The following is a 20,882-nucleotide window of genomic DNA, read 5'->3' on the forward strand; positions in this document are numbered from 1 at the left end:
CTCAAGGTGTGATCGGTAGGCGGTATGATGCCGTATCGGCCGAGAGCCGCAAGCGTACCCGTTCGGGGACAGTCGTGAGTCAGGGCAGAACTAAAACACCGGAACCGTTACCCAAGACGCTGCCGGGTGTGGTCTGCGCCCAACGAGTGCGCTGCGGTAAGCCGGGCTGCCATTGCGCCAACGGGCAAGGCCACCTCGCCTTTTATCGGTTCTGGCGTGAGGGCGGCCGGCTGCGAAAGCGCTACGTCCGACGCGCCGACCTGGCGGCGGTGCGGACCGCCTGTGCGGCCCGTCAGCGGGAGCGCCAGGAGCTTGCCGACTCGTGGCGTAAGTGGCGGAACCTGGTGGCCGTCGTGCGGGAGGTGTCAGTATGAGCGCGGTCGCAACCACAGCAGCGGCGCCGAGCGAGGCCGGCGTGATCGCCGGGGAACTGGTCAATTCGTTCGGCCAGATGGTGCAGAGCTACGAGAAGCACTATCGCCTATCGCGGGGGGAAGCGCTTCAACGCGCCGCCGAATCACCGGCGGACGAAGGCGAGCGAGCGCTGCACGGGCCACCCGATCAGGTCAGTTGGTTCGACCTGCACGCCCTCACCAGTACGGACCCCGACCGCGCGACCGCCCGCTGGGAGGAGGTCAAGCGGGCCGCGCTGGACGAACTCCGGACCGGCCACCGGGCCGCCGTCGCCGTCGAGACGGTCAACGACGACGCCTGGCAGCGGGCCCAGTTCCTGGCGCTGCGGGCGGAGCTGTCGGCCGAGTGGCAGCCCCGCAACGGCGTCGAGCGCCAGCTCATCGACGGCATGGCGCAGGCGCAGCATGGCTTTCTGACGTGGCTGCGGACGTTAACGATCCGCACCAGTCTGGAGAGCGTCACCAACGACCGGCGGCACCAGGACGAGGGGAAGTGGGGGCCGCCGCGGCAGAGCGATGCCGACGCCGTCGAGCAGGCCGCGACGATGATGGACCGGTTCAACCGGATCTTCCTGCGGACCCTCCGCGCCTTGTGCGACATGCGGCGGCACAGCGGCCCCGTCATCGTCAAGAAGGGCGGTCAGATGAACGTGGCGCAGCAGCAGGTGAACGTGGTTGCCGAGCCCAAAGGCTGCCCAACGCTGTAGGCGCGGTGTGAGGTGCGCTTCTAAGCAGCCGGCCGTAGTTGTTTCCCAGGTTCTGGGCGGAGCTTTTGGGCATATGAGTTGAAGCCCTGCTCGACGGCCGCCCGCAGATCGGACCGGGTGGCGTAACTGCGGGTCGGGATCTCGTGGTGCTTGACCTGCTTGAACACGGCCTCGATCCGGTTCAACTCGGGGCTGTACGCCGGCAGGTAGTACAGGTAGACCCCCGACTTCGCCAGCTCGGGCCGGGCGGCCTTGACCACCTTGCTGGTGTGGATCGGGGCGTTGTCCAGAACCACCACCCGGGGTCGCCCGACCGCGGGCCTCCCCCGCAGGTAGGCCACGAGGTCGTCCGACGTGAGCGTCCGCTCGAACGGCACGGCATCCAAGCGGGGGGCCGGGCCGAGCGGCTCGTAGGTGGCCAGGACGTTGACCCGCCGACCTTGGGGGTACTCGTACCGGACCCGCTTCCGCTGGCCCGGCAGGCACCACGAGTACCCACCGGGCAGCGACGGGGCGAACCCGCACTGGTCGAGATAGTCCAGGACCAGCCGGCCCTCCCGGGCCTTCCGTTGCAGGCCGCCCAGGACGGCCGCCGCCCGGGCGACCTTGGGCCGGTTCTGCTTGTGCTCCAGGGTCGAGGCCGTCCGCCGGTACCCGGCCCGCAGTCGGGCGAGGTACCGACGGACCTGACGGGCACGGAGCCGGATCCCGTTGGGGCGGAGGGCGTCGGCCAGTTGGGCCGCCGTCCACGTCCGGTCCTGGCCGAGCAGGTCGGTCAGCCGGGCGGCCACCTGATCCCGGCGGGCGTAGTTGGGGGCCGGCCCGGGCTTGCCGGGGTAGAGGGCCGGCACCCCCCGGGCGTTGAACCCGTGGATCACGGCCCGGGCGGTCTGCGGGTCACACCCGAGGTGCCGGGCGATCCGGGGCGGGGACCACCCGGCGTCGGACAGCAGGACCATCTCCAGCCGATCCCGTACCCGGGGCGGGAGGGGGTCCCGCCGGAGAGCCTGCAACTCGGACTGCGTCGCAACGGTGAGGTGAACGCGGATCATGAAACATGGTACGCAATCGGGGCCAACTGCTTAGTGTCGCATCAGGCAGCGGGTTCCCATTCGTAGAGGAAGCGCTGGAACCCCGCGAACGCCTTCCCAATCTCGTCGGGCTTGCCAAGCTCGGTGACGGCGTCAGCGATGGCGGTGTATATAGTGGACCCCGAAAACTGGACCGCCGGTTAAGCTACACCGGCGAGCCAGGAAAGGGGAACCGATGGCGGGCAAGCGGAAGAGCCACTCGGCGGCGTTCAAGGCTCAGGTCGCCCTGGCGGCGGTCAAGGGTGACAAGACCATCAACGAACTGGCGTCCCACTACGGCGTCCACCCGACGTTGATCCACGGGTGGAAGAAGCAACTCCTGGCCGGGGTCGAGGCCGTGTTCGCCTCGGGAGCCAAGACCACCGGACCCCCGGAGGACAAGACGGCCGAGCTGTTCGAGCAGATCGGGCGACTCAAGGTCGAACTCGACTGGGTGAAAAAAAAATCTGCCCCCCTCGGCTGACGCCCGGCGGGCGTTGATCGACGAGGATCACCCCGAGCTGAGCATCCGCCGGCAGTGCGAGTTGGTCGGTCTGAACCGCTCGACCCGGTACTACGAGCCGACCCCGGAGACGCCCGAGAACCTGGAGTTGATGCGGCTCATCGACCAGGAGTACACGGCCCACCCGTTCTTCGGGAGCCGAAAGATCACGCAGTGGCTCATCGGCCGGGGCCACGAGGTGAACCGCAAGCGGGTGCGGCGGCTGATGCGGGTGATGGGGCTGGAGGCCATCTACCCCAAGCCGAAACTGTCGCTGGCAGGCCGTGGGCACAAGGTCTACCCGTACCTGCTGAGGGGCGTGGCGGTCGAGCGGGTCAACCAGGTGTGGAGTGCCGACATCACCTACGTGCCGCTGCCGGGTGGGTTCATGTACCTGGCGGCGACGATCGACTGGTTCAGCCGGTACGTGGTCGCCTGGCGGCTGTCCAACACGCTCGACGGGGCGTTCTGCCAGGAGATGCTGGAGGAGGCGTTGGGCCGGGGCAGACCGGAGGTGTTCAACACGGACCAGGGGGTGCAGTTCACGGCCGGTGCGTGGACCGGGCGGCTGGAGCGGGCCGGGGTGGCGGTGAGCATGGACGGTCGGGGGCGGTGCCTGGACAACGTGTTCGTCGAGCGGCTGTGGCGGAGCGTGAAGTACGAGGACGTGTACCTGAAGGGGTACGAGCGGGTGCCGGAGTTGGAGGGCGGGCTGCGGGCGTACTTCGGGTTCTACAACACCGAGCGGCGGCACCAGTCCCTGGACTACCGCACCCCGGCCGAGGTGTACGGCGTCGGGGCCAAGACGGCCTGACGAAACAGTAGCGAAGGATCGCCACTTTTTGGTCTAGACAATGGGGTCCACTGTACCGCTCGCCGGTACGGATCGGGAAATTCTGCTGCACCTCCTTCCGCTCGCTGCCGCCGAACGGCGGGTTCGCCAGCACCACGTCGAACCGGTCCTTGTCCTGCACGTCGGCGACGTTCTCGCTCAGCGTGTTCGTGTGGGCGATGTTCGGCGCCTCGATCCCGTGCAGGATCATGTTCATGATCCCGATGACGTAGGCGAGCGGCTTCTTCTCCTTGCCGTAGAACGTCTTCTCCTGGAGCGTCTTCACGTCCTTCGTCGTCAGGTTAGGCTTCGCCCGCAGGTACTCGAACGCCTCGCACAAGAACCCCGCCGACCCGACCGCCCCGTCGTAGACGCGCTCGCCGATCTTCGGCTTCACGACCCGCACGACGGCGCGGATGAGCGGGCGCGGCGTGTAGTACTCGCCGCCGTTCCGCCCGGCGTTGCCCATGTTCTTGATCTTGGCTTCGTACAGGTGGCTCAGCTCGTGCTTCTCGGTCTGCGACCGGAACCGCAGCTCGTCGATGTGGTCGATGATGTCGCGGAGGTTGTGCCCGCTCTGGATCTTGTTTTTGATCTCGCCGAAGATCTCGCCGATCTTGTACTCGATGGTGTTCGGCCCGCTCGCCTTCTGCTTGAAGTCGTGCAGGTACGGGAACAGCTTCTGGTTCACGAAGTCCCGCAGGTCGTCGCCGCCGAGCGCCTTGTTGTGGTCGATCTGCCCGCCCTTGTCCTTCGGCGCGGCCCAACTCTCCCAGCGGTACGGCTTGTCGAGGATGAAGGCGTACTTCTTGCCCTCCAGCGCCGCCTCGTCCGCCCGGTCCTGTTCCAGCCCGTAGAGGTACTTCAGGAAGAGGAGCCACGACGTTTGCTCGGTGTAGTCGAGCTCGGTCGTGCAGCCGGCTTCTTTCCGAAGCGCGTCGTCGATGTTCTTGAACGCCTGCTCGAACATGGGGCGAACCCGGTGTGGTCGCGTGGCCGTCGCGGCGCCGGGCACACCCAGTCGCGCCTGCTTGAATCTGTCGCGGGGAAGTAGTTTAGTCCAACCGCGCCGACCCTGAAAGGTGCGAAGTGGGCGCTTCGCAGGGGAACCTGACACCCGATAGGTACGGCGACCACCGACCCGCGGGTGGCAGCTGTTCGGCCACCGGCTCCGGGTGGAGCGGTAGCCAGGAGAGGGTCGTAACCGGCCTTCCGGGTGCTACCGTTCGGGTGTACACTACCCATTCAACCGGTTGACGGGAGTAGCTACCCGCCGAAATCCGGGGCCGTGGCGGCGGGTGAGTAGTTCCCCCCGTCGCCCGGCCCTGGCCCGCCGGCCGGGAACTACGCCATGTCGATCGGCCCATCATCCACCGGGGGCTCCCCGGTGAGCAAGTTCGACCAACTCCGCGCCGCCGCCGCGAGCATCGAGCAACTCGCTGCCGATTACCACGCCGCCTTGAAGCCCGTGTATGACGCGCTCCAGGCCGTCGCGGATGCCTCGTTCGACGACCGCGAGAAGTGGGCGGCCGCGGTGGTGGCCCTGGCACGGCGGCTGGCGGAGAACGGTCTCGGGGACGTGCCTGCGAGCCGGCAGGGCGCCGGGCGCTGGGCCATCCAGTTCGACAACGGGAAGCCGGGTAACGCGTTCGCGGGACACGCGTTCTTCGCCGCCCTCGCCGCCGCGATCGCCGACGGCTCCTCGCCGGTCACGTTTTTCACCACGCTCGACCAGTACTCCTTCGTTCCCCGGGCCGCGGGACAGGAGGTCTGCGCCGCGCTCTCCAACCTCCTGTACGTACACAAGGAGCGCGTCGCGCCAAACTTTACCGCCGCCTACAGACGGATGCTCAACGCGGTGGAGATGGACGGCTCCTTGCTCTGCCTCCGGCTCCACCGGTGCGACATCCGGCTGTCGAGCGATACCCTTGCAGCCATGCACGACTGGGACGAGTGCGCGACGGGCGTGGCGCCGTGCTACACCGCCGACATTCGCCCGTCGCAACCGGTGTGGGCGAAGGCGATCGACGAGCAGGTGTCAAAGTTGTGCGTCGAGCCGCCCCCGCACTTGGACCCGGAGCTGGCCGAAGCGTTTACCACCGTCGCCGTCGGCATCCGAGAATGTACTCGGCTGATCGCCTCGGTCCCCTACCTTTGGTCGAACCTGGACCAGTACCGCCGCCTGGCCGCGCGCGTGGCCGAGTCTGCCGCCGCCGCACGGGCCGCTTACCGGAGTGTTGACGTCCTCCTCAGGCGCGCCGGCGACCCGAACGCGATCCTCGAAGCGCTCAACGACGTGCTGACCGTCCACCGCCGCGCCCCGCTCGACCCGAACCCACGGCGGGACGGGTTGAACGCAGCCATCACCGGGTTGTACACGAAGCGAGCGGGACTGTTCGCCCGGGTCGAAGGGAGGGGCATCATCGACCGGATGCTCGACCAGTTGGCCCGCGTCCCGCCAGCGACCAGCACCACGGTCGCCCATCCGCCCCAGAACGCCACACCACCGGCCGATTCCACGCCCCAGGCACTGACGGAAAAACAACGAGAGATCCTGAGAGCACTCGACGCCAAGGCCTTGACTCTCGACGAACTCGCGACTCGGCTCGACTGTGACAAGTCCCGCCTCCATCGCGACCACCTGACGCCTCTGAAGAAGCTCGGGCGAGTGGCCAATGACCGAAAGGTCGGAGGGTATTACCGCCCCGACGCCCCGCCAACGGTGGCGTGACGATGGCGTGATGATGGCGTGAAAGATGCCATCACCACGCCAATTCCAGCCCTGCAACGCATCGGCCATGCTGAACCCCGTCGCAACCGCGAGGGAGGCTCAGCATGGCCGATGGCGTTTCCGAAGTTCCACTCGTCCTGACCGAGATCCGGGCCGGCGGGGGGATGTCCCTGTCCGGCGTCGGCCGTCAGTTCCCCGGCCACCGGGGCGGGCCGGCCGTCGATCCGAGCACAGTTTTCAGGTGGGCAACGAAGGGGCTCAACCTCGCCGGGCGAACCGTCAAGTTGGAGGCCGTCCGCGTCGGCCACAGGTGGCTAACTTCTTCCCAGGCCGTGGCCCGGTTCGTCGCCGCACTGACCCCTGTTGACCCGCCGCCGGCCCCAGCGCCGATCGCCCCAACCACCGACCCGGCCCGCCGGGCGAAGGCCGCAATCAAGACGCTGATCGACCAGGGTGCGTGAAGACGCCCGGCAGCGCGAACTGCCGGGCGCGAGGAGCGTGAACCCACCATCAGACCATAGGACCAACCGCATGATACCCCCGAATCGTCCGGGTGACAACCCGGTGTCACTGACGCCCGGCCACCGCGCCGACCTCGCGAAGAGCGGGCTGACCGACGCCACCATCATCGCCGCGGGCCTCCACAGCATCCTCGACAGCTCGCGGGTGCGGGAACTGCTGGGCGACTACCTGAGCCGCACGACCGCGAACAAGATGGGCGCGTGCCTGGCGTTCCCGTACCTCGACGCCGCCGGCGAGCCGATGACGTTCGCCAACGGCGACGGGACGCAACACCCCTTCGTGCGGCTGAAGCCGTCGGCGCCGCGGACGGACAAGAAGAACAAGGACCGCAAGATCAAGTACGAGTCGCCGGCGGCCGGGCCGTGCCGCGCGTACCTCCCGCCGTGGACGCGGGCCGCGCTCGCGGACCCGACCGTCGCCCTTCTCATCACCGAGGGTGAAAAAAAGGCCCTCTGCGCCGACCAGCACGGGCTCCCGTGCGTCGGGCTCGGCGGGGTGTGGGCGTGGCAGAAGAAGCGAGACCGCGACGCCGACGGCAAGGGGACCGGGCCGCGCGAGTTGATCCCCGACCTGGACGGCGTCGCGTGGCCGGGGCGGAAGGTGTTCATCACCTTCGACTCGGATCTGACCGACAAGCTCGACGTGCAGTGGGCCGAGTACCACCTCGCCGACGTGCTGCGCCAGTGCGGGGCCGACGTCCGGGTCGTCCGACTGCCGGCCGAACCCGACGGCTCGAAGAACGGGCTGGACGATTACCTCGTCCTCCACGGCCCCGACGAGCTGCGGAAGCTCGTCGCTGCCGCGGTGGCGCCGGCGCGGCCTACCGGCGGCGACGACCGCCCCAAGATCATCATCGGGACCGACCAGTACCGGGTGAATGCCGAGGCGATCGCCGCCCTTGCCGCCGGCGCCAACGTGTACCAGCGCGGGAACATGCTGGTGCGGGCCGTGCGGACGGAGACCGACCCGGACCCGAACGCCGTCGTCCGCCGGCCGCCGGGCTCGCCGGTGGTGCGTCCGTTGCCCCCGCCGCTGCTGCGGGAGTTGTTCACCCGCTGCGCCCGCTGGGTGCAGCTAAGGGGCAAACCGGAGAAACAAGAGGAAGTCCCCGCCCATCCGCCGGAGTGGTGCGTGTCCGCCGTCCACGTCCGGGAGCGGTGGCCGGGCATCCGCCACCTCGAGGCCGTCGTCGATCACCCGGTGATCCTGCGTGACGGCACGATCCTCGGAGCAAACGGGTACGACCCGCGGTCGCAGCTGCTGGTGTCGGTGCCGGCCGGCCTGAGGATCACCGTCCCCGATCGGCCGACCCCTGCGGACTTGGCCGCCGCCGTCGCCGCCATCGACGACGTGATCCAGAACTTCCCGTTCGAGAAGCCCGAACACCGGGCCGCGTGGTTCGCCGGTCTGCTGACCCCGCTGGCGTGGTTCGCGTTCGACGGCCCCGCCCCGCTCCTCCTGATCGACGGCAACACCCGCGGCTGCGGCAAGGGGCTGCTGGCGGACGTGATCGCGCTGATCGTCACCGGCCGGCGGTTCCCGGTCATGTCGTACACCGCCGACAAGGAAGAGTTGCGGAAGAAGATCACGTCCTTGGCGATGGAGGGCGAGCGGCTGGTCCTGCTCGACAACCTGGCCGGCGCGGTCGGCAACGACGTGCTGGACATGGCGCTGACCGCCGACCGGTGGAAGGACCGGGTGCTGGGTGTCAACAAGGTGTTCGACGGCCCGCTGAACGTCGCGTGGTACGCCACCGGCAACAACGTCCAGCTCCACGCCGACACGTCCCGTCGGTGTTCCCACTGCCGCATCGAAACGCAGCACGAACGCCCCGAGCTGCGCGACGACGTGAAGTACAAGGACCTGCGGGCCCACGTCCGCGAGTACCGCGGCCCGCTGCTGTCCGCCGCCCTCACTATCCTCCGGGGGTGGTTCGCCGCCGGGACGCCCCGCCACAACCTCGCCCCGTGGGGGTCGTTCGAGGGGTGGTCCGGCGTCGTCCGCGAGGCGGTGGTGTTCGCCGGGTTGCCCGACCCGGGCGAGACCCGGCTCGCGTTGCAGACGACCGCCGACCGCGACGCGATGACGATGTCCGCCATGATCGACGCGATGGAGCGGATGGACCCCGACCGCAAGGGGCTGACGGCCGCCGGCATCATCGACGCCGTACGCAAGCCGAGCGACCGCCCGCCCGAGTGGTTCGAGGACCTCAAGAGCGCGGTCGAGGAGCTCTGCGGCAAGCTGGACGGCCGCGTCCTGGGGTATCGGTTCCGGGCGTTCGCCCGCCGCAACTTCGGCGGGAGGATGATCGACCGCGCCCCGGGCGTCAGCTCCAACAACTCGGCCCGGTGGATTGTCAAGTCCGTTGGCGGGCCAGCGCGGGCCGGATCATCACCAGTATCACCAGCATCACCAGCACCGGCCCCGACTGGTGATGCTGGTGATACTGGTGATGATCCGGCCCAACCGGGGAACGCGAAGGGCGCGAAGCCGACCCGCCGCCGGTTCAAGAACGACGACCGCGAGCACGACCAGCGGGGGGCGAAATGACCGCGGTCGCCTTGCTCGAATCGCTGGCCCCGTACCGACCGATCGTCGAGGACGGCGAGCTCGTGGTTGAGCTCGACCCGCCAGCGGGGTTAGTGGCCCGACTTGAGATCTTGCACACCGGCGTACGGGCAGTCCTGTCCGGCCGGGGGTGGCAGGGCGGGGCAGCTGTCACCCGCGACCGTCTAACCATCGTGGCTCTCGACCCGGCGAAGCCGATCCCCCCAAGCGTCACGCTCCTGCGGGTCGAAGGCGATTCTAGCTGGGACAGGGTCCCGGCAAGCGCGAGGAGCGGCGCGCCGGACTTGTTTGTTCAACCGAGGGAGTCGGGACCAACCCGCCTCGGCGGCACGCCGCCCGTCTGGGACGCGACTGCGGCGATCGCCCTACTGAACGCCGGGGATGATCTCGTCGAGCGGCTCGATGTGTCCGGGAGCGATCCAGCCATCCAGCGCGCTGCCGAGATGTTTACGATCGCCTACCGGGCTCGCGACCTGGACGGGGTACGGCTCGCGGCCCGTAGGTTCGAAGACGAAGTCCGCCGTGTGGCGGGCCTCGTTGCGCCAAGCTGACACACCTGGACCGACGAGTGGGCGAATCCGCCCACTCGTCGCCGTATGCGGTGCTCCTGCCCCAGTCATACTGCACGATAGTTGTGTATTTCTCGAAGGCTTATCCGGTTCCGCGCCCCCGAATGACACTCGCAGTCCTTGTTCGGCACAGATCGTGCCTTTCCCGGCTTCTGTCACAGCGATCGGATCTTGTGGGAGCCGCGACCGTAGTCCCGGGGGTTCACCCCGGGACTGTGGTTGTTGCGCGTCAGTACCGGGCTTCGCACGATTCGGGCAGGTGCCGTGACTGTTCGAACATCGCTGCCGTCAAGGTGCAAGCGTGCGACAGTTCGAATCCCGGCGAGCGCATGAGGCGAGATCATGACGGGACCCACGACTGCCCGCCTTGCCTTCACCCTGGCCGCTGTGTTTGCCGCCGGTGCGGCCGTCGGTGACGAACCCGCATCGACGCCCCGGCGCGAGATTCCCAAGGAGAAGCGGACGACCCTGCGCCTCTACCTGACGGCGAAGGAGGCTTACGAGAAGTGGAAGGCGGACCCCAAGAAGGTGAAGGTCCTCGACGTGCGGACCCCCGAAGAGTACGTGTTCGTCGGCCACGCGGAGATGGCCTGGAACATCCCCCTCGCCCTCCAGACCTACCAGTGGGTGGCGGGCAAGAAGGAACTCGCCGTGAGGCCGAACGCCGAGTTCGTCACCCGGGTGAAGGAGTGGGCCAAGCCCGGCGACACGATCCTGGTCATGTGCCGCTCCGGGGGCCGCAGCGCGATGGCGGTGAACGCCCTGGCAGAGGCAGGCTTCACGAACGTCCACAACATCGTCGACGGCATGGAAGGGGACACGGTCGAGGACCCGGACAGTGCCTTCTTCGGCAAGCGGATGAAGAACGGCTGGAAGAACGCCGGACTCCCCTGGACGTACGACCTCGAACCGGAGCAGATGCGGCTCCCCAAGCCTTGATGTCAAGGGCGGGCCACTCGAATGACAGTGTGTGGCACGCAATCCGTGCCGCGATGGTAACTCGGTTTGTCCAGGCGACCGGGTCTGGCTCTCAACAACTCGCCATCACCGCCGGTCCGGTGAGGCACAAGTCGGAGGAATCGAATGCACAAGAAACTGACGGACATGAACCCGGTGGACGACTTCGTCACCCAGAACACCCCGGGCCTCAAGATCTGGGATGAGCGATGGGGCGGCATGCAGTGCGCGTACCACGTCTTTGCCCCGGGTACTGACTTCACCGACATCCTGAAGGGCAAGGGACTGGAGCACGATCTGTGCGGGGTCGAACACTGGGCTTACGTTCTGAAGGGCACGGTGGAGGTCATCTACCTTGACGGGACCATTGAGGTATGCCGCGCTGGGGAAGTGTGCTTCTGGCCGGCTCCGCACAACTTCAAGTCGAAGGAAGGAGCCGAGATCATCCAGTTCAGCACCGACGGAGGGTTGGCTGCGCAGGGCAAGAGAATCAAGGAGTATGTCGCGAGCCACATGAAGAAGTAAGTGTTGATGCGATCTGCATTCCTTAAAGCCATGATCGGGGCGCGGTATTTCCGCGCCCCGATCACCCAAAAGGAGAATCTCCATGAAACTCAGAATCGCATTGCACGGTGATCGCCGCACTGCCAAGAACACGCGCGGACGGCCGTTCTGCGGGCTCGGTGCCTTCGTCGGAACGGGCGCGACCCAACGGGCCCATGTCTACACGGCGGCCAATCTCGACGAGATCACCATAGACAGCCACAAGAGGATGGACGGGGCGCGACTGGCCAAGCAGTTCGAGGTCGACATGTGCATGGTCAACGGTGGCCGCTACTGGCTGATGGACGAGCAGGATGTCCAGGGCGGTGACGTCGTGAACTTCGATGGCGTCAATCTGCTCTACGGCGGCGAGATGACCGCGGCCGAGATGACGGCCCAGATGCAGACGCCGTATGCGCCCAACCTGATCTACCGCAACACTAACTGGATCTGGCACGCCGGCACGCCGGTGCACCTGATTCGCGAGCCGAACGGCACGGTGTGGGTGATGCAGGAGTACACGAAGGACGTCGACCCGAGCCTGACGCTCGACAACCTGCACCAGGTGGGCGGCAAGCTGATGAGCCTGCCCAAGGGCTGGGTCTTCGAGACCAAGGTGCTCACGAAGGAGCTATCGCTCAACACCGCCCGGTGCGACGGCTGGGCGGCCATCATGCGCGACGAGTTGCATTGCACCTACCAGGGCTGTGGTTACGGCGCCGACACGAGCGCCAACTACGTGCCGTAGCTCGCCCGCTGCCGGCACACTCAATGGGGAAGAAGGGGACGACCGTGACAACGAGTACCGAAGAGCCGACCGGCACGCCGCCGAAGCACTCCGGCAAGGCCAAGCGTACGCTGACACCGGGCAACTTCTTCAGGACGGTCGCGCGCGTCGCGGCCTCGTCCCCCGTCCTTTTCAGGGCGTTCATCAGGCCAAAGCTGTCCTTTGCGTTGCGCGAGAAAGTCTTTCTCGCCGTGACGGCGATCAACGACTGCCGCTTCTGCGCGTGGGGGCACACGCACTGGGCGATGGCACACGGGGTGCCCCTGGAAGAAGTCAACGAGATCCTCGGGCATCAGAACGAGTCGATGGCCGCGAAGGACCCGGCCGAGGCCGCGGCGATGCTCTTCGCCCAGCACTACGCGGAGTACCACGACAAGTACGACCCGGCGTCGATCGAGAACCTGCGCCAGTACTTCAGCGACGCCCAGGTGAAGGAGATCCTCGCCTACGTCCGCTTCATTACGTTGACCAACCTGAGCGGCAACACCGTGGACGCGGTTCTCGACCGCCTCCGCGGCAAGGGTCAACCCATCAGCTTCTTCCAGGGCGTGATGGGTCTTGCGCTCGCGCCGGTGTTGTTCGCGGTGATTCTGGCTGCCAAGATCGAGCAGAAACTGGGCCTCGCCAAACTGCGGGCCCGTCTCCACCGACCACGCGCAGAAAATGGGGAACCCAAATGAAGGTGATCATTGTCGGTGGAGTGGCGGGCGGAGCATCTTGCGCGGCACGATTGCGGCGACTGGACGAGAAGGCCGAGATCGTCATGGTGGAACGCGGCCCGTACGTCTCGTACGCGAACTGCGGGCTGCCGTACTACGTCGGCGACGTGATCAAGACGGAGTCCAGCCTGCTGGTGGCCAGCGAGGCCATGTTCCGGAACATGTTCGCGATCGACTGCCGGACCAACTGCGAGGCCGTCGCGGTCGACCGCAGCAAGAAGACCGTGGACCTCCGCGACACGAAGACCGGCGCGGTGACGACCGAGTCCTACGACAAACTCGTCCTCTCGCCGGGCGCGCCGTCCTTCCGCCCACCGCTGCCGGGGATTGACCTGCCGGGCATCTTCCACGTCCGCACCGTGCCCGACGCGCGTGCCATCCGCGAGTGGATCGAGAAGGGCACCGCGTTCCTGGCCGGGATGAGCAACTACACCGGCATCCAGATGGTCAAGCCGAAGCGCCGGGCGGTGGTGGTCGGCGGCGGGTTCATCGGCCTCGAAACGGCGGAGAACCTGGTCCACGCCGGGTTCGAGGTCACGGTGCTTCAGAAGCCGCCGCACGTCCTCGGGCCGCTGGACCCGGAAATCGCCTGCCTCCTCGAAGGGCACCTGCAACGAAACGGCGTACAGCTCGTGCTCAACGACGGTGCGGCCGGGTTCAAACAGGCCGCGAACGGCACACTCGAAGTCCAGGCCCTCTCCGGCAAGACGTTCCCGGCGGACGTCGTGATCTTCGCGATCGGCGTGCGACCCGACACGACACTCGCCAAGTCGGCCGGGATCGAGGTCGGCGAACGCGGGGGCATCCGCGTCGACGAGCACATGCGGACGAGCGACCCCGACATCTTCGCCGTCGGCGACGCCATCGAGGTCAAGGACTTCGTGACCGGCCGGTGGAGCCTCGTGGCGCTGGCCGGGCCGGCGAACCGGCAAGGCCGCATCGCCGCCGACGTGATCGCCGGCCGCGACTCCCGCTACCGCGGCACCCAGGGCACGTCGATCATCGGCGTGTTCGGCGGGGCCGCCGCCTGGACCGGGGTCAGCGAGAAGACCCTCAACAGGCTCGGCGACACTGACTACGAGAAGGTCTACCTGTTCCCGAACTCGCACGCCGGGTACTACCCCGGGGCCAAGCCGATCCACCTGAAGGTCATCTTCCGGAAGTCCGACGGTCGCCTCCTCGGCGCGCAGGCGATCGGCGAGGACGGGCCGGCGGTGGACAAGCGGATCAGCGCCCTGGCGATGGCCCTCCAGCTGGGCGGGACGGTCTACGACCTCGAGGAGGCCGAGCTGTGCTACGCGCCCCAGTTCGGGAGCGCGAAGGATCCGGTGAATTTCGCCGGGATGGTCGCCGCGAACGTCCTCCGCGGGGACATGCCGCTGAGCCACTGGGGTGAGACCGAGGGTCGCCTGCTGCTCGACGTGCGCGACCCCGCGGAGCTGGTGCTGGAGAGTGTGCCGGGCGCGGTCAACATCCCGCTGCCGCAACTCCGCTCGCGGCTGGGCGAACTCCCGCGCGACCGCGAGATCCACGTCATCTGCCGTTCCGCCCAGCGGGCGTACTACGCCACCCGCGTGCTCCTGCAGAACGGCTTCACGGCCCGGACGCTCGGCGGGGGCATGCTGTCGCGCGCCGTGAAGGCCGTTGCCGGAGCAAAGTAACGGCGGGGGTGTCGGTCGGTCACGCGAGTGGCACTCGCGCCACTGTCGCTGTCCTGGTGATCCGGTGCGGCTCGCAAGGTCCCGCTAGTCGTGTTCGGTAGACCCTTGTTGGCACGGCACAGCCGGCAGAACCGGTGCGACCGCCGGTCCGCTCCCTCGCCACCAGCATCACCGCCACCGTCCGCCCTGCCGCCCGGTGTCACGGGATGATTCAATACTTGGATCGAGATCATTATTGACTTTGGCTGGCGTCAGTCGAACCACACCCCGGACCGGCGTCCACCGGTCCGGCGGTAGACCAGTCACCCCCACCCCCACGAACCGGCCGACGATCATCGCGCGGCGTGTGGATCCGAGTCGTCACCATGGCGAAAGTCCGAGTCGCGGCCAGAACCCGACCCACCCTTGAAATCGGCCCGTCGCCCCGGCCGCACCCGACCCGAGAAGAGCTCCGCGCAATGGGGAAGAGCCTGCGGGACAAGTGCCCGCGCGAGTCGCACGCGGCCTGGCGGCCCGCCGCCGATCGGCCCGACCCGCTCGCCCTGTTGGAGGAGTCGAACAAGGGGCGCATGCCCCACCTCGTCCCGGTCCGCCACGGCCGCATGCTGCACTCGCCGTTCACGTTCTACCGCGGCGCGGCCCTCAACATGGCCGCGGACCTGGCCGGCACGCCCTCGACCGGGCTCCGCGTGCAGGCGTGCGGCGACTGCCACCTGTGTAACTTCGGCGCGTACGCCACCCCCGAGCGGCGCGTCATCTTCGACCTCAACGACCTGGACGAGACCCTTCCCGCCCCCTGGGAGTGGGACGTGAAGCGCCTGGCCGCCAGCTTCGTGCTCGCCTGCCGTGACAACGGCTTCCGCGAGGACGCCGCCCGCGACGCCGCGCTGAGTTGCGTGCGGTCGTACCGCGAGCGCATGGCCGAGTACGGCGACATGCGGGTGCTGGACGTGTGGTACGCGAGCATCGACGTCGAGAAACTGCTCGCGGTGATCGACGACAGGGAGGCCTCCAGGCGACTCCGTAAGCGGCTGGCGAAGGCCCGCGAGCGGAGCGTCCTGGAACACGACTTCCCGGAGCTCGCGACAGACGCCGGCCCGGCCCCGACGATCCGGGACAACCCCCCGCTGATCTTCCACCCGCCGGACCGGGCCCGCGAGGAGCTGATGGCCAGCGCCGAGAAGCACTTCGCCGGCTACCGGGCGTCCCTGCGGGAGGACCGACGGCTCCTCCTGGACCGGTTCGTGCTCAAGGACGCGGCGGCGAAGGTGGTCGGGGTCGGGAGTGTCGGGACGTACTGTGCCGTCCTACTGCTGATGGCGGGCGAGCACGACCCCCTGTTCCTTCAGGTCAAGCAGGCCCGCCCGTCCGTCCTCGAACCCTACGCGGGTAAGGACCCGCACGCCAACCACGGCGAGCGCGTCGTGCACGGCTGCCGGATGCTACAGTCGGCCAGCGACACCTTTCTGGGCTGGGTCAAGGGGGAGGCCGGGCGGCACTACTACGTCCGCCAGCTCCGGGACATGAAGATCAAGCCGGTGGTCGAGGCCTTCACGCCGGGCGTCATGGTGCAGTACGCCGACTTCTGCGGCTGGGCGCTGGCCCACGCGCACGCCCGCTCCGGCGAGCCCGCCGCCATCAGCGGCTACCTGGGGAAGGGCGACAAGTTCGACGAGGCCGTCGCCGACTTCGCGGCCGCGTATGCCGACCAGAGCGAACGCGACCACGAGATCCTGGTGAAGGCGGCACGCGCGGGCAAGTTGGAAGTCGTCGTCGAAGAGGGGCGGTAGCGTGGCGCCGGGGTGAGAGGGACCGACATGGGCGGCGTCCTGGCGAACGAGGCCGAGCTGTACTTCGACCGGGGCGGGCCGGTCCAGCGGTTCTTCCACCGGCTCGCCCTGCGCCTGCGCGTGGACTTGACCCTCCGCGGTCGTATCCTCGGGTTCCTGGTCCTCACCTGGGTCCCGCTACTGCTGTTCGCCCTGATTGAGGGCCGCGCCCTCGGCGCCTCGCCGAAGGAGTCACTGCTCCAGGACTTCGCCACGTACGTGCGGTTCTTCGTGGCCGTGCCCCTCCTCATCATCGCGGAGTTGGTCGTGGGGCCGCGCCTCCGGGGGGCGGGGTTACAGTTCGTGCACGGCGGCCTGGTCCGGGCCAAGGACTTCCCCGCGTTCGACGGCGCGATCGCCCGCGCGGCGAAATGGCGGGAGTCGGCGTGGGCCGATTTCATCATCCTGGGCGTGGCCGTGATCGTCTCGTGGACGGCGACGATTGACACGGTGTACGGGGAGGGGCTCGCGACCTGGCGTTCGCCCACGCGGAGCGGCGGCCCCGGGGTGTCGTTGACCGGGCTGTGGTATCACCTCGTCGCCGTGCCCGTCCTGCTGTACTTCTGGCTCCGCTGGCTCTGCCGTCTGCTCGTCTGGGGCAAGTTCCTGTGGTCCGTCTCCCGGCTCGACCTCGCCCTGATTGCCACGCACGCCGACCGGGCGGGTGGCCTGGGGTTCCTCGGCACGGCGCACACCTCACTCGGGATCTTCGCCTTCTGCCTGAGCGCCGTCCTGAGCGCCGAGGCCGCCTTCCTCATCGTGTTCGAGCAGGTCGACATCGAGACGTTCAAGGTCCCGTACGCCGCGCTTCTGGTGGTCGCCGAACTGCTCCTGCTCGGGCCGCTGCTCGTGTTCGTCCCGATCCTGGTCCGGACCCGGCTGGCGGCGTTGCGCGAGTACAGCCTGCTCGTGGACCGGTACAACCGGGGCTTCCACGACAAGTGGATCGGGGGGGCGGCCCCGGCGGACGAACCGCTACTGGGCAGCGCCGACATTCAGTCGCTGGCCGACCTGGGGAACAGCTTCCGGTTCATCCAAGAAATGACGGCCTACCCGTTCAGCGTGCGTGCGATCCTCCAGTTGGCGCTCGTGACGAGCCTTCCCTGCCTGCCTCTGTTGCTCCTGGTCATGCCGGTCGGCCAGATCATCGAACTGCTCGCCAAGGCGGTGGCGTAACTACGGGACAGACGAGTTGGCGCGGATCGATCCTGGGAACGATGTGCGAAGCGTCTGGGCTGGACTCGGAATCGACAGTTTGGTTCGGAGGGAAGAGCCCCAGCCGTCCCGAGAGTCCGGACGCACTTCCTGGTCGGCATGGCCGCGGATCGGCTGGGCGGCCGGGGGAGGCGCCACGGTTGCCCAAAATTGATGGCACACCAGTACAGCCGCGGCAACCATGAGACCGAGGTGCGGGATGATCACCGCTTGGTCTCGTCGGCCACGGTCCAGGTGCGGTACTGCCGCGTCACCATTCACCCCCGTTCGCCAAGCGGAAGCGATACGGTCCGCTGTTGCTGAGCGTTATCCACGTTCACGAGCGGGGGATACACGGTGGCAAACCGCCTTCCACAGTCCGTTCCACAATCACTGTGGAAGTTCCACAATTCCAAGCCATTCCACGCAACGCATGTTGACCCCTGCACGACCGGCGGGTAGGGTGGAAATGCTGGAAAACGTAGTGGTTCGGAGTGTTTTCGGGTCGATCGTCGCTGGCCTTGGGAGCAGGAGGCCGTCGGTTCAAATCCGGCCGCCCCGACTGACTTGGGCACTTCAGTCCGACGCCGGGTGCGCCTCCAGGAACCGGGCCACCACACGGGCGAATTCCTCGCTGGCGAGGTTGTGGCCGGCACCTTCCGTGCGATGAAGCTCCTTCGGCTCGTTCGAGGCGTGGAACAACGCCTCTCCCTGCCAAAAGGGCACGACGTGGTCGTCGGTGCTGTGACCCACGAGCAGGGGCCGGGTGCAACGGCCGATCCGCGCCAGGCTGTCAAACCGCGACCGCATGAGCGTGTGCGTCGGCAGCCACGGGTAGTGGCTCTTGGCCGCGGCCGGTAGCGTCGTGAACGGGCACATCAGCACCAGCGCCCGGTGCTCGTGCCGCGTCGCCGACTCGACCGCGACGCCGGTGCCGATCGATTCCCCGAGAAGAATCACGTGCCGCGGCGGAATCTTGCCCTCGGTCGTGAGCCAGGCATACGCCGCGTCGCAGGCGGCGTAGCAGCCAGCTTCCGTCGGCGAGCCGTCGCTCTTGCCGTAGCCGGGGTAGTCGTACATCAGCACGCCGGCGTCGGTAGCATTGTTCAGGTACAACGCCAGGTCGCCGCGGTACGACAGGTTCCCGCCGTTCCCGTGTGACGCCAGGAACGCCCCCGCCTCCGGCCGCGTCGGCGGCAGCCACCACGCGTGTAACTTCGTGCCGTCGGCCGAACTGAATTCGACATCCCGAGTCCGCCGGTCGGCCGGCTGCAGCCACGCCTCCGCGGCCGTGTGCGGGTGGAACACGAGTTTCGATTCGAGAAACAGGAACACGGCCACCACCGCGACGTAGATGCCGGCGTAGACGAGAATGCGCTTTAGTAAGAAGCGAGCCGCGCGGCGCCGGAGCGACTCGCTCACGCCGTCTCCTCGGTGTCGAGTGCCCGGGTCAGCGGCGACAGCGCCTTTCGAACGATGCCGCGCATCGCCTCCAGGTCGGGTGTCTGGCCGGTGAATAGCTCCACCTGCCGGGCGGCCTGCCGGACGAACATGTCGACACCGGTGATGGTGTCGCACCCGCGGGCTCTTGCCTCGCGGATCATCAGCGTCGTCTCGGGGTTGTAGATGGTGTCGAACACCGTCACGCCCGGCTTCATGACGCTGACGTGGACCGGGCTCTCGTCCACGTTCGGGTGCATGCCGACCGGCGTGCAGTTGATGAGCACGTCGAAGAAAACGCTGTGCCGGGCGTGCCAGTCGAGCGTCTTGCAGTTCACCTCCTCGGCCAGGGCGTGTGCCCTCTCCGGCGTTCGCGCCGCGATGGTGATGTGCGCGCCTTCCTTGTGCAGAGCGTGGCACACCGCCCGCGCCGCCCCGCCGGCCCCGAGCACGAGCACGGCGCACTGGCTCAGCTGCACCGGCTTGCCGTCCGACCCGGTCTTGCCCCGGACGTGCTCCCTCAGCGAGTCGATGGCCGCGTGGTAGTCCGTGTTCGCGGCCGAGAACTTGCCGTCGGGCAGCCGCACCAGCGTGTTCGCGGCGCCGGTCTGCTCCACCGTCGCGTCCTTCTCCCGGGCGATCGCCGCGGCCGCCTCCTTGTGCGGGATGGTGACGCTGTACCCCTCCACCGGGATCTGCCCGTACTCCTCCACGGCCTGCGGGAACTGCCCGCGCGGGATGCGGAACGGCAGGTAGATCGCGTTCAGCTTCATGCTGCGGTAGACGTGGTTGTGTAGCACGGGGCTGAGGCTCTGCCCCACCGGGTCGCCGGCGACGCCGAACACGCGCGTGTTGGCGTCGATGGACCGCACGGGGTAGGTGGTGCGGAACTCCTCCAGGCTGGGCAGGCCGGGGGCGATGCCGCGCTCCTTGTTGAACGCGGCGTAGATGAACGGCGCGCCGTACTTCAGCGACAGGTAGCGGCTCGGCGCCCCCACGTCGCCCATGCAGAACGCCACGGTCGGCTTCGGCGCCGCCTTCTGGAGCCGCAGCACGCGGGCCACGTCGGCCGGGCTCTGCGCCATGACGGCGAGCTTGTACACGTCGCCGTCGAGTTTCAGCATGTCGGCGTACAGGTCTTCCAGGTTGTCGGGGGTCTCGTTGAGGTTGTGGTAGCTCACGATCCGCTTCACCGGGCCGAACCGCGGGATGGCCTTGGCGATGTCGTGCTCCAGGTCCACCCACTCGAACGCGCCGGAGACGATGGCCTGGCGGATGATCGTCTGGCGTTCTGTCTCGGTGCCGGGGTATCGGCCGCCGTCGGAGGGGCGGCGCAGGGTGGCTACCCAGGGGCACTGCTTGACGGGGGTGAAGCGCTTGAACTCGACGGCCTTGGCGAGGAAGTCGAGCCGCAATTCGATGAACTTGGCCCCGCGCTTGACGGCCTCCTGGAGCTCGGCGGTGATCATTTTGTGCCGGGTCCGGCCGATCACTACCAGCACCCGGTCCGGTCCCACGGACATGACCCGCCCCCCGCCCGAAGTCGTTGCGATGGCATTACCTTAGCACGACCCGAAAACGAAAACAGGGGGCGCGAGCCCCCTGTGTCCGTGCCGTCGAGTGCTACCGTTCGGTTACAGCTTGCTGGCTTCCTTGTACATCACGACCTTGCGGACGATCGGGTCGTACTTCCGGAGCTGGATGCGCTCCTTGGTGTTGTTGCGGTTCTTCTCGGTGAAGTAGCAGTGGTCGCTGGCCTCGCTCTTGAGCTTGATGGTCGAGCGGGCCTCCTTCGCCTTGGCCATCGCGGCCTCCGGGGGGTGTGAGGGGGCAGCACC

General features: G+C 67.8%; 18 protein-coding genes and 1 pseudogene. 14 read left to right on the top strand and 5 right to left on the bottom strand.

Annotated features, from left to right (window positions below; all coding sequences use genetic code 11):
- Positions 1-74 precede the first annotated feature (74 nt).
- Together ETAA1_RS33815 and ETAA1_RS12815 are read left to right on the top strand one after the other, a co-directional pair.
- Positions 75-374: a DUF6788 family protein gene (locus ETAA1_RS33815; RefSeq protein ID WP_390621241.1), complete on the top strand. Its 300-nt coding sequence runs from the start codon at positions 75-77 to the stop codon at positions 372-374.
- Positions 371-1,120, top strand: a complete 750-nt coding sequence (locus ETAA1_RS12815) for a hypothetical protein (protein ID WP_145238579.1) — start codon at positions 371-373, stop codon at positions 1,118-1,120. Before ETAA1_RS33815 ends, ETAA1_RS12815 begins: the two co-directional genes overlap by 4 nt.
- 20 nt (positions 1,121-1,140) lie before the next feature.
- Here ETAA1_RS12815 and ETAA1_RS12820 read toward each other — a convergent pair whose 3' ends face one another.
- A complete protein-coding gene (locus tag ETAA1_RS12820; protein WP_145235399.1) occupies positions 1,141-2,172 on the bottom strand; it encodes an IS630 family transposase in 1,032 nt (343 codons plus the stop codon).
- A 214-nt stretch (positions 2,173-2,386) separates the two neighbouring features.
- On the opposite strand from ETAA1_RS12820, the gene ETAA1_RS32875 reads away from it, so the two are divergent.
- Positions 2,387-3,506, top strand: a protein-coding gene (locus tag ETAA1_RS32875; RefSeq protein WP_390621242.1) for an IS3 family transposase whose coding sequence is annotated in 2 segments (ribosomal slippage) — positions 2,387-2,667 and positions 2,666-3,506 — 1,122 coding nt in all. Because the reading frame shifts where the segments join, the coding sequence is not laid out codon by codon here.
- 58 nt (positions 3,507-3,564) lie between these two features.
- Here ETAA1_RS32875 and ETAA1_RS12830 read toward each other — a convergent pair.
- A pseudogene (locus ETAA1_RS12830) lies at positions 3,565-4,494 on the bottom strand (N-6 DNA methylase); the annotation flags it as partial.
- Positions 4,495-4,911: 417 nt separating this feature from the next.
- Between ETAA1_RS12830 and ETAA1_RS12835 the strand changes: the two are divergent.
- The 11 genes from ETAA1_RS12835 to ETAA1_RS12885 all read left to right on the top strand — a co-directional run bounded on the left by ETAA1_RS12835 (position 4,912) and on the right by ETAA1_RS12885 (position 17,586).
- Entirely contained in the window at positions 4,912-6,255 is a 1,344-nt protein-coding gene (locus ETAA1_RS12835) for a helix-turn-helix domain-containing protein (RefSeq protein ID WP_145238582.1), read from the top strand.
- A 104-nt stretch (positions 6,256-6,359) separates the two neighbouring features.
- Positions 6,360-6,716: a DUF1580 domain-containing protein gene (locus ETAA1_RS12840; RefSeq protein WP_145238585.1), complete on the top strand. Its 357-nt coding sequence runs from the start codon at positions 6,360-6,362 to the stop codon at positions 6,714-6,716.
- A gap of 103 nt (positions 6,717-6,819) precedes the next feature.
- Entirely contained in the window at positions 6,820-9,327 is a 2,508-nt protein-coding gene (locus tag ETAA1_RS12845) for a DUF3854 domain-containing protein (RefSeq protein ID WP_202920858.1), read from the top strand.
- Positions 9,324-9,896 carry a hypothetical protein gene (locus tag ETAA1_RS12850; RefSeq protein ID WP_145238591.1) on the top strand — a complete coding sequence of 191 codons (573 nt, stop codon included), beginning with the start codon at positions 9,324-9,326 and terminating at the stop codon, positions 9,894-9,896. Before ETAA1_RS12845 ends, ETAA1_RS12850 begins: the two co-directional genes overlap by 4 nt.
- A 360-nt stretch (positions 9,897-10,256) precedes the next feature.
- The gene (locus tag ETAA1_RS12855) at positions 10,257-10,853 is read left to right on the top strand and encodes a rhodanese-like domain-containing protein (RefSeq protein WP_145238594.1); all 597 of its coding nucleotides are present in this window, start codon (positions 10,257-10,259) and stop codon (positions 10,851-10,853) included.
- 144 nt (positions 10,854-10,997) lie between these two features.
- Positions 10,998-11,396, top strand: a complete 399-nt coding sequence (locus tag ETAA1_RS12860) for a cupin domain-containing protein (protein ID WP_145238596.1) — start codon at positions 10,998-11,000, stop codon at positions 11,394-11,396.
- A gap of 82 nt (positions 11,397-11,478) precedes the next feature.
- The gene (locus ETAA1_RS12865; RefSeq protein ID WP_145238600.1) at positions 11,479-12,162 is read left to right on the top strand and encodes a hypothetical protein; all 684 of its coding nucleotides are present in this window, start codon (positions 11,479-11,481) and stop codon (positions 12,160-12,162) included.
- 44 nt (positions 12,163-12,206) lie between these two features.
- Complete coding sequence (locus ETAA1_RS12870) at positions 12,207-12,881, top strand: carboxymuconolactone decarboxylase family protein (RefSeq protein WP_202920859.1); 675 nt, start codon at positions 12,207-12,209, stop codon at positions 12,879-12,881.
- The gene (locus tag ETAA1_RS12875; RefSeq protein WP_145238606.1) at positions 12,878-14,581 is read left to right on the top strand and encodes an FAD-dependent oxidoreductase; all 1,704 of its coding nucleotides are present in this window, start codon (positions 12,878-12,880) and stop codon (positions 14,579-14,581) included. Before ETAA1_RS12870 ends, ETAA1_RS12875 begins: the two co-directional genes overlap by 4 nt.
- A 458-nt stretch (positions 14,582-15,039) precedes the next feature.
- On the top strand, positions 15,040-16,371 hold the full coding sequence (locus ETAA1_RS12880; protein ID WP_202920860.1) for a DUF2252 domain-containing protein: 1,332 nt from the start codon (positions 15,040-15,042) through the stop codon (positions 16,369-16,371).
- A gap of 27 nt (positions 16,372-16,398) precedes the next feature.
- Positions 16,399-17,586 (top strand): hypothetical protein, encoded by a 1,188-nt coding sequence (locus ETAA1_RS12885; protein ID WP_145238612.1) that lies wholly within the window; start codon positions 16,399-16,401, stop codon positions 17,584-17,586.
- A 594-nt stretch (positions 17,587-18,180) separates the two neighbouring features.
- Here the strand turns inward: ETAA1_RS12885 and ETAA1_RS12890 are convergent.
- From ETAA1_RS12890 to rpmG, 3 genes are all read right to left on the bottom strand, one after another.
- Positions 18,181-19,026, bottom strand: a complete 846-nt coding sequence (locus ETAA1_RS12890) for an alpha/beta hydrolase (RefSeq protein WP_202920861.1) — start codon at positions 19,024-19,026, stop codon at positions 18,181-18,183.
- Positions 19,023-20,567 (bottom strand): shikimate dehydrogenase, encoded by a 1,545-nt coding sequence (aroE, locus tag ETAA1_RS12895; RefSeq protein ID WP_238389435.1) that lies wholly within the window; start codon positions 20,565-20,567, stop codon positions 19,023-19,025. The genes ETAA1_RS12890 and aroE overlap by 4 nt, the downstream gene beginning before the upstream one ends.
- Positions 20,568-20,678: 111 nt before the next feature.
- Positions 20,679-20,849 carry a 50S ribosomal protein L33 gene (gene rpmG / locus ETAA1_RS12900; protein WP_145238617.1) on the bottom strand — a complete coding sequence of 57 codons (171 nt, stop codon included), beginning with the start codon at positions 20,847-20,849 and terminating at the stop codon, positions 20,679-20,681.
- Between the last annotated feature and the right edge of the window lie 33 nt (positions 20,850-20,882).

The organism is Urbifossiella limnaea (assembly GCF_007747215.1).
Classification (GTDB): domain Bacteria; phylum Planctomycetota; class Planctomycetia; order Gemmatales; family Gemmataceae; genus Urbifossiella; species Urbifossiella limnaea.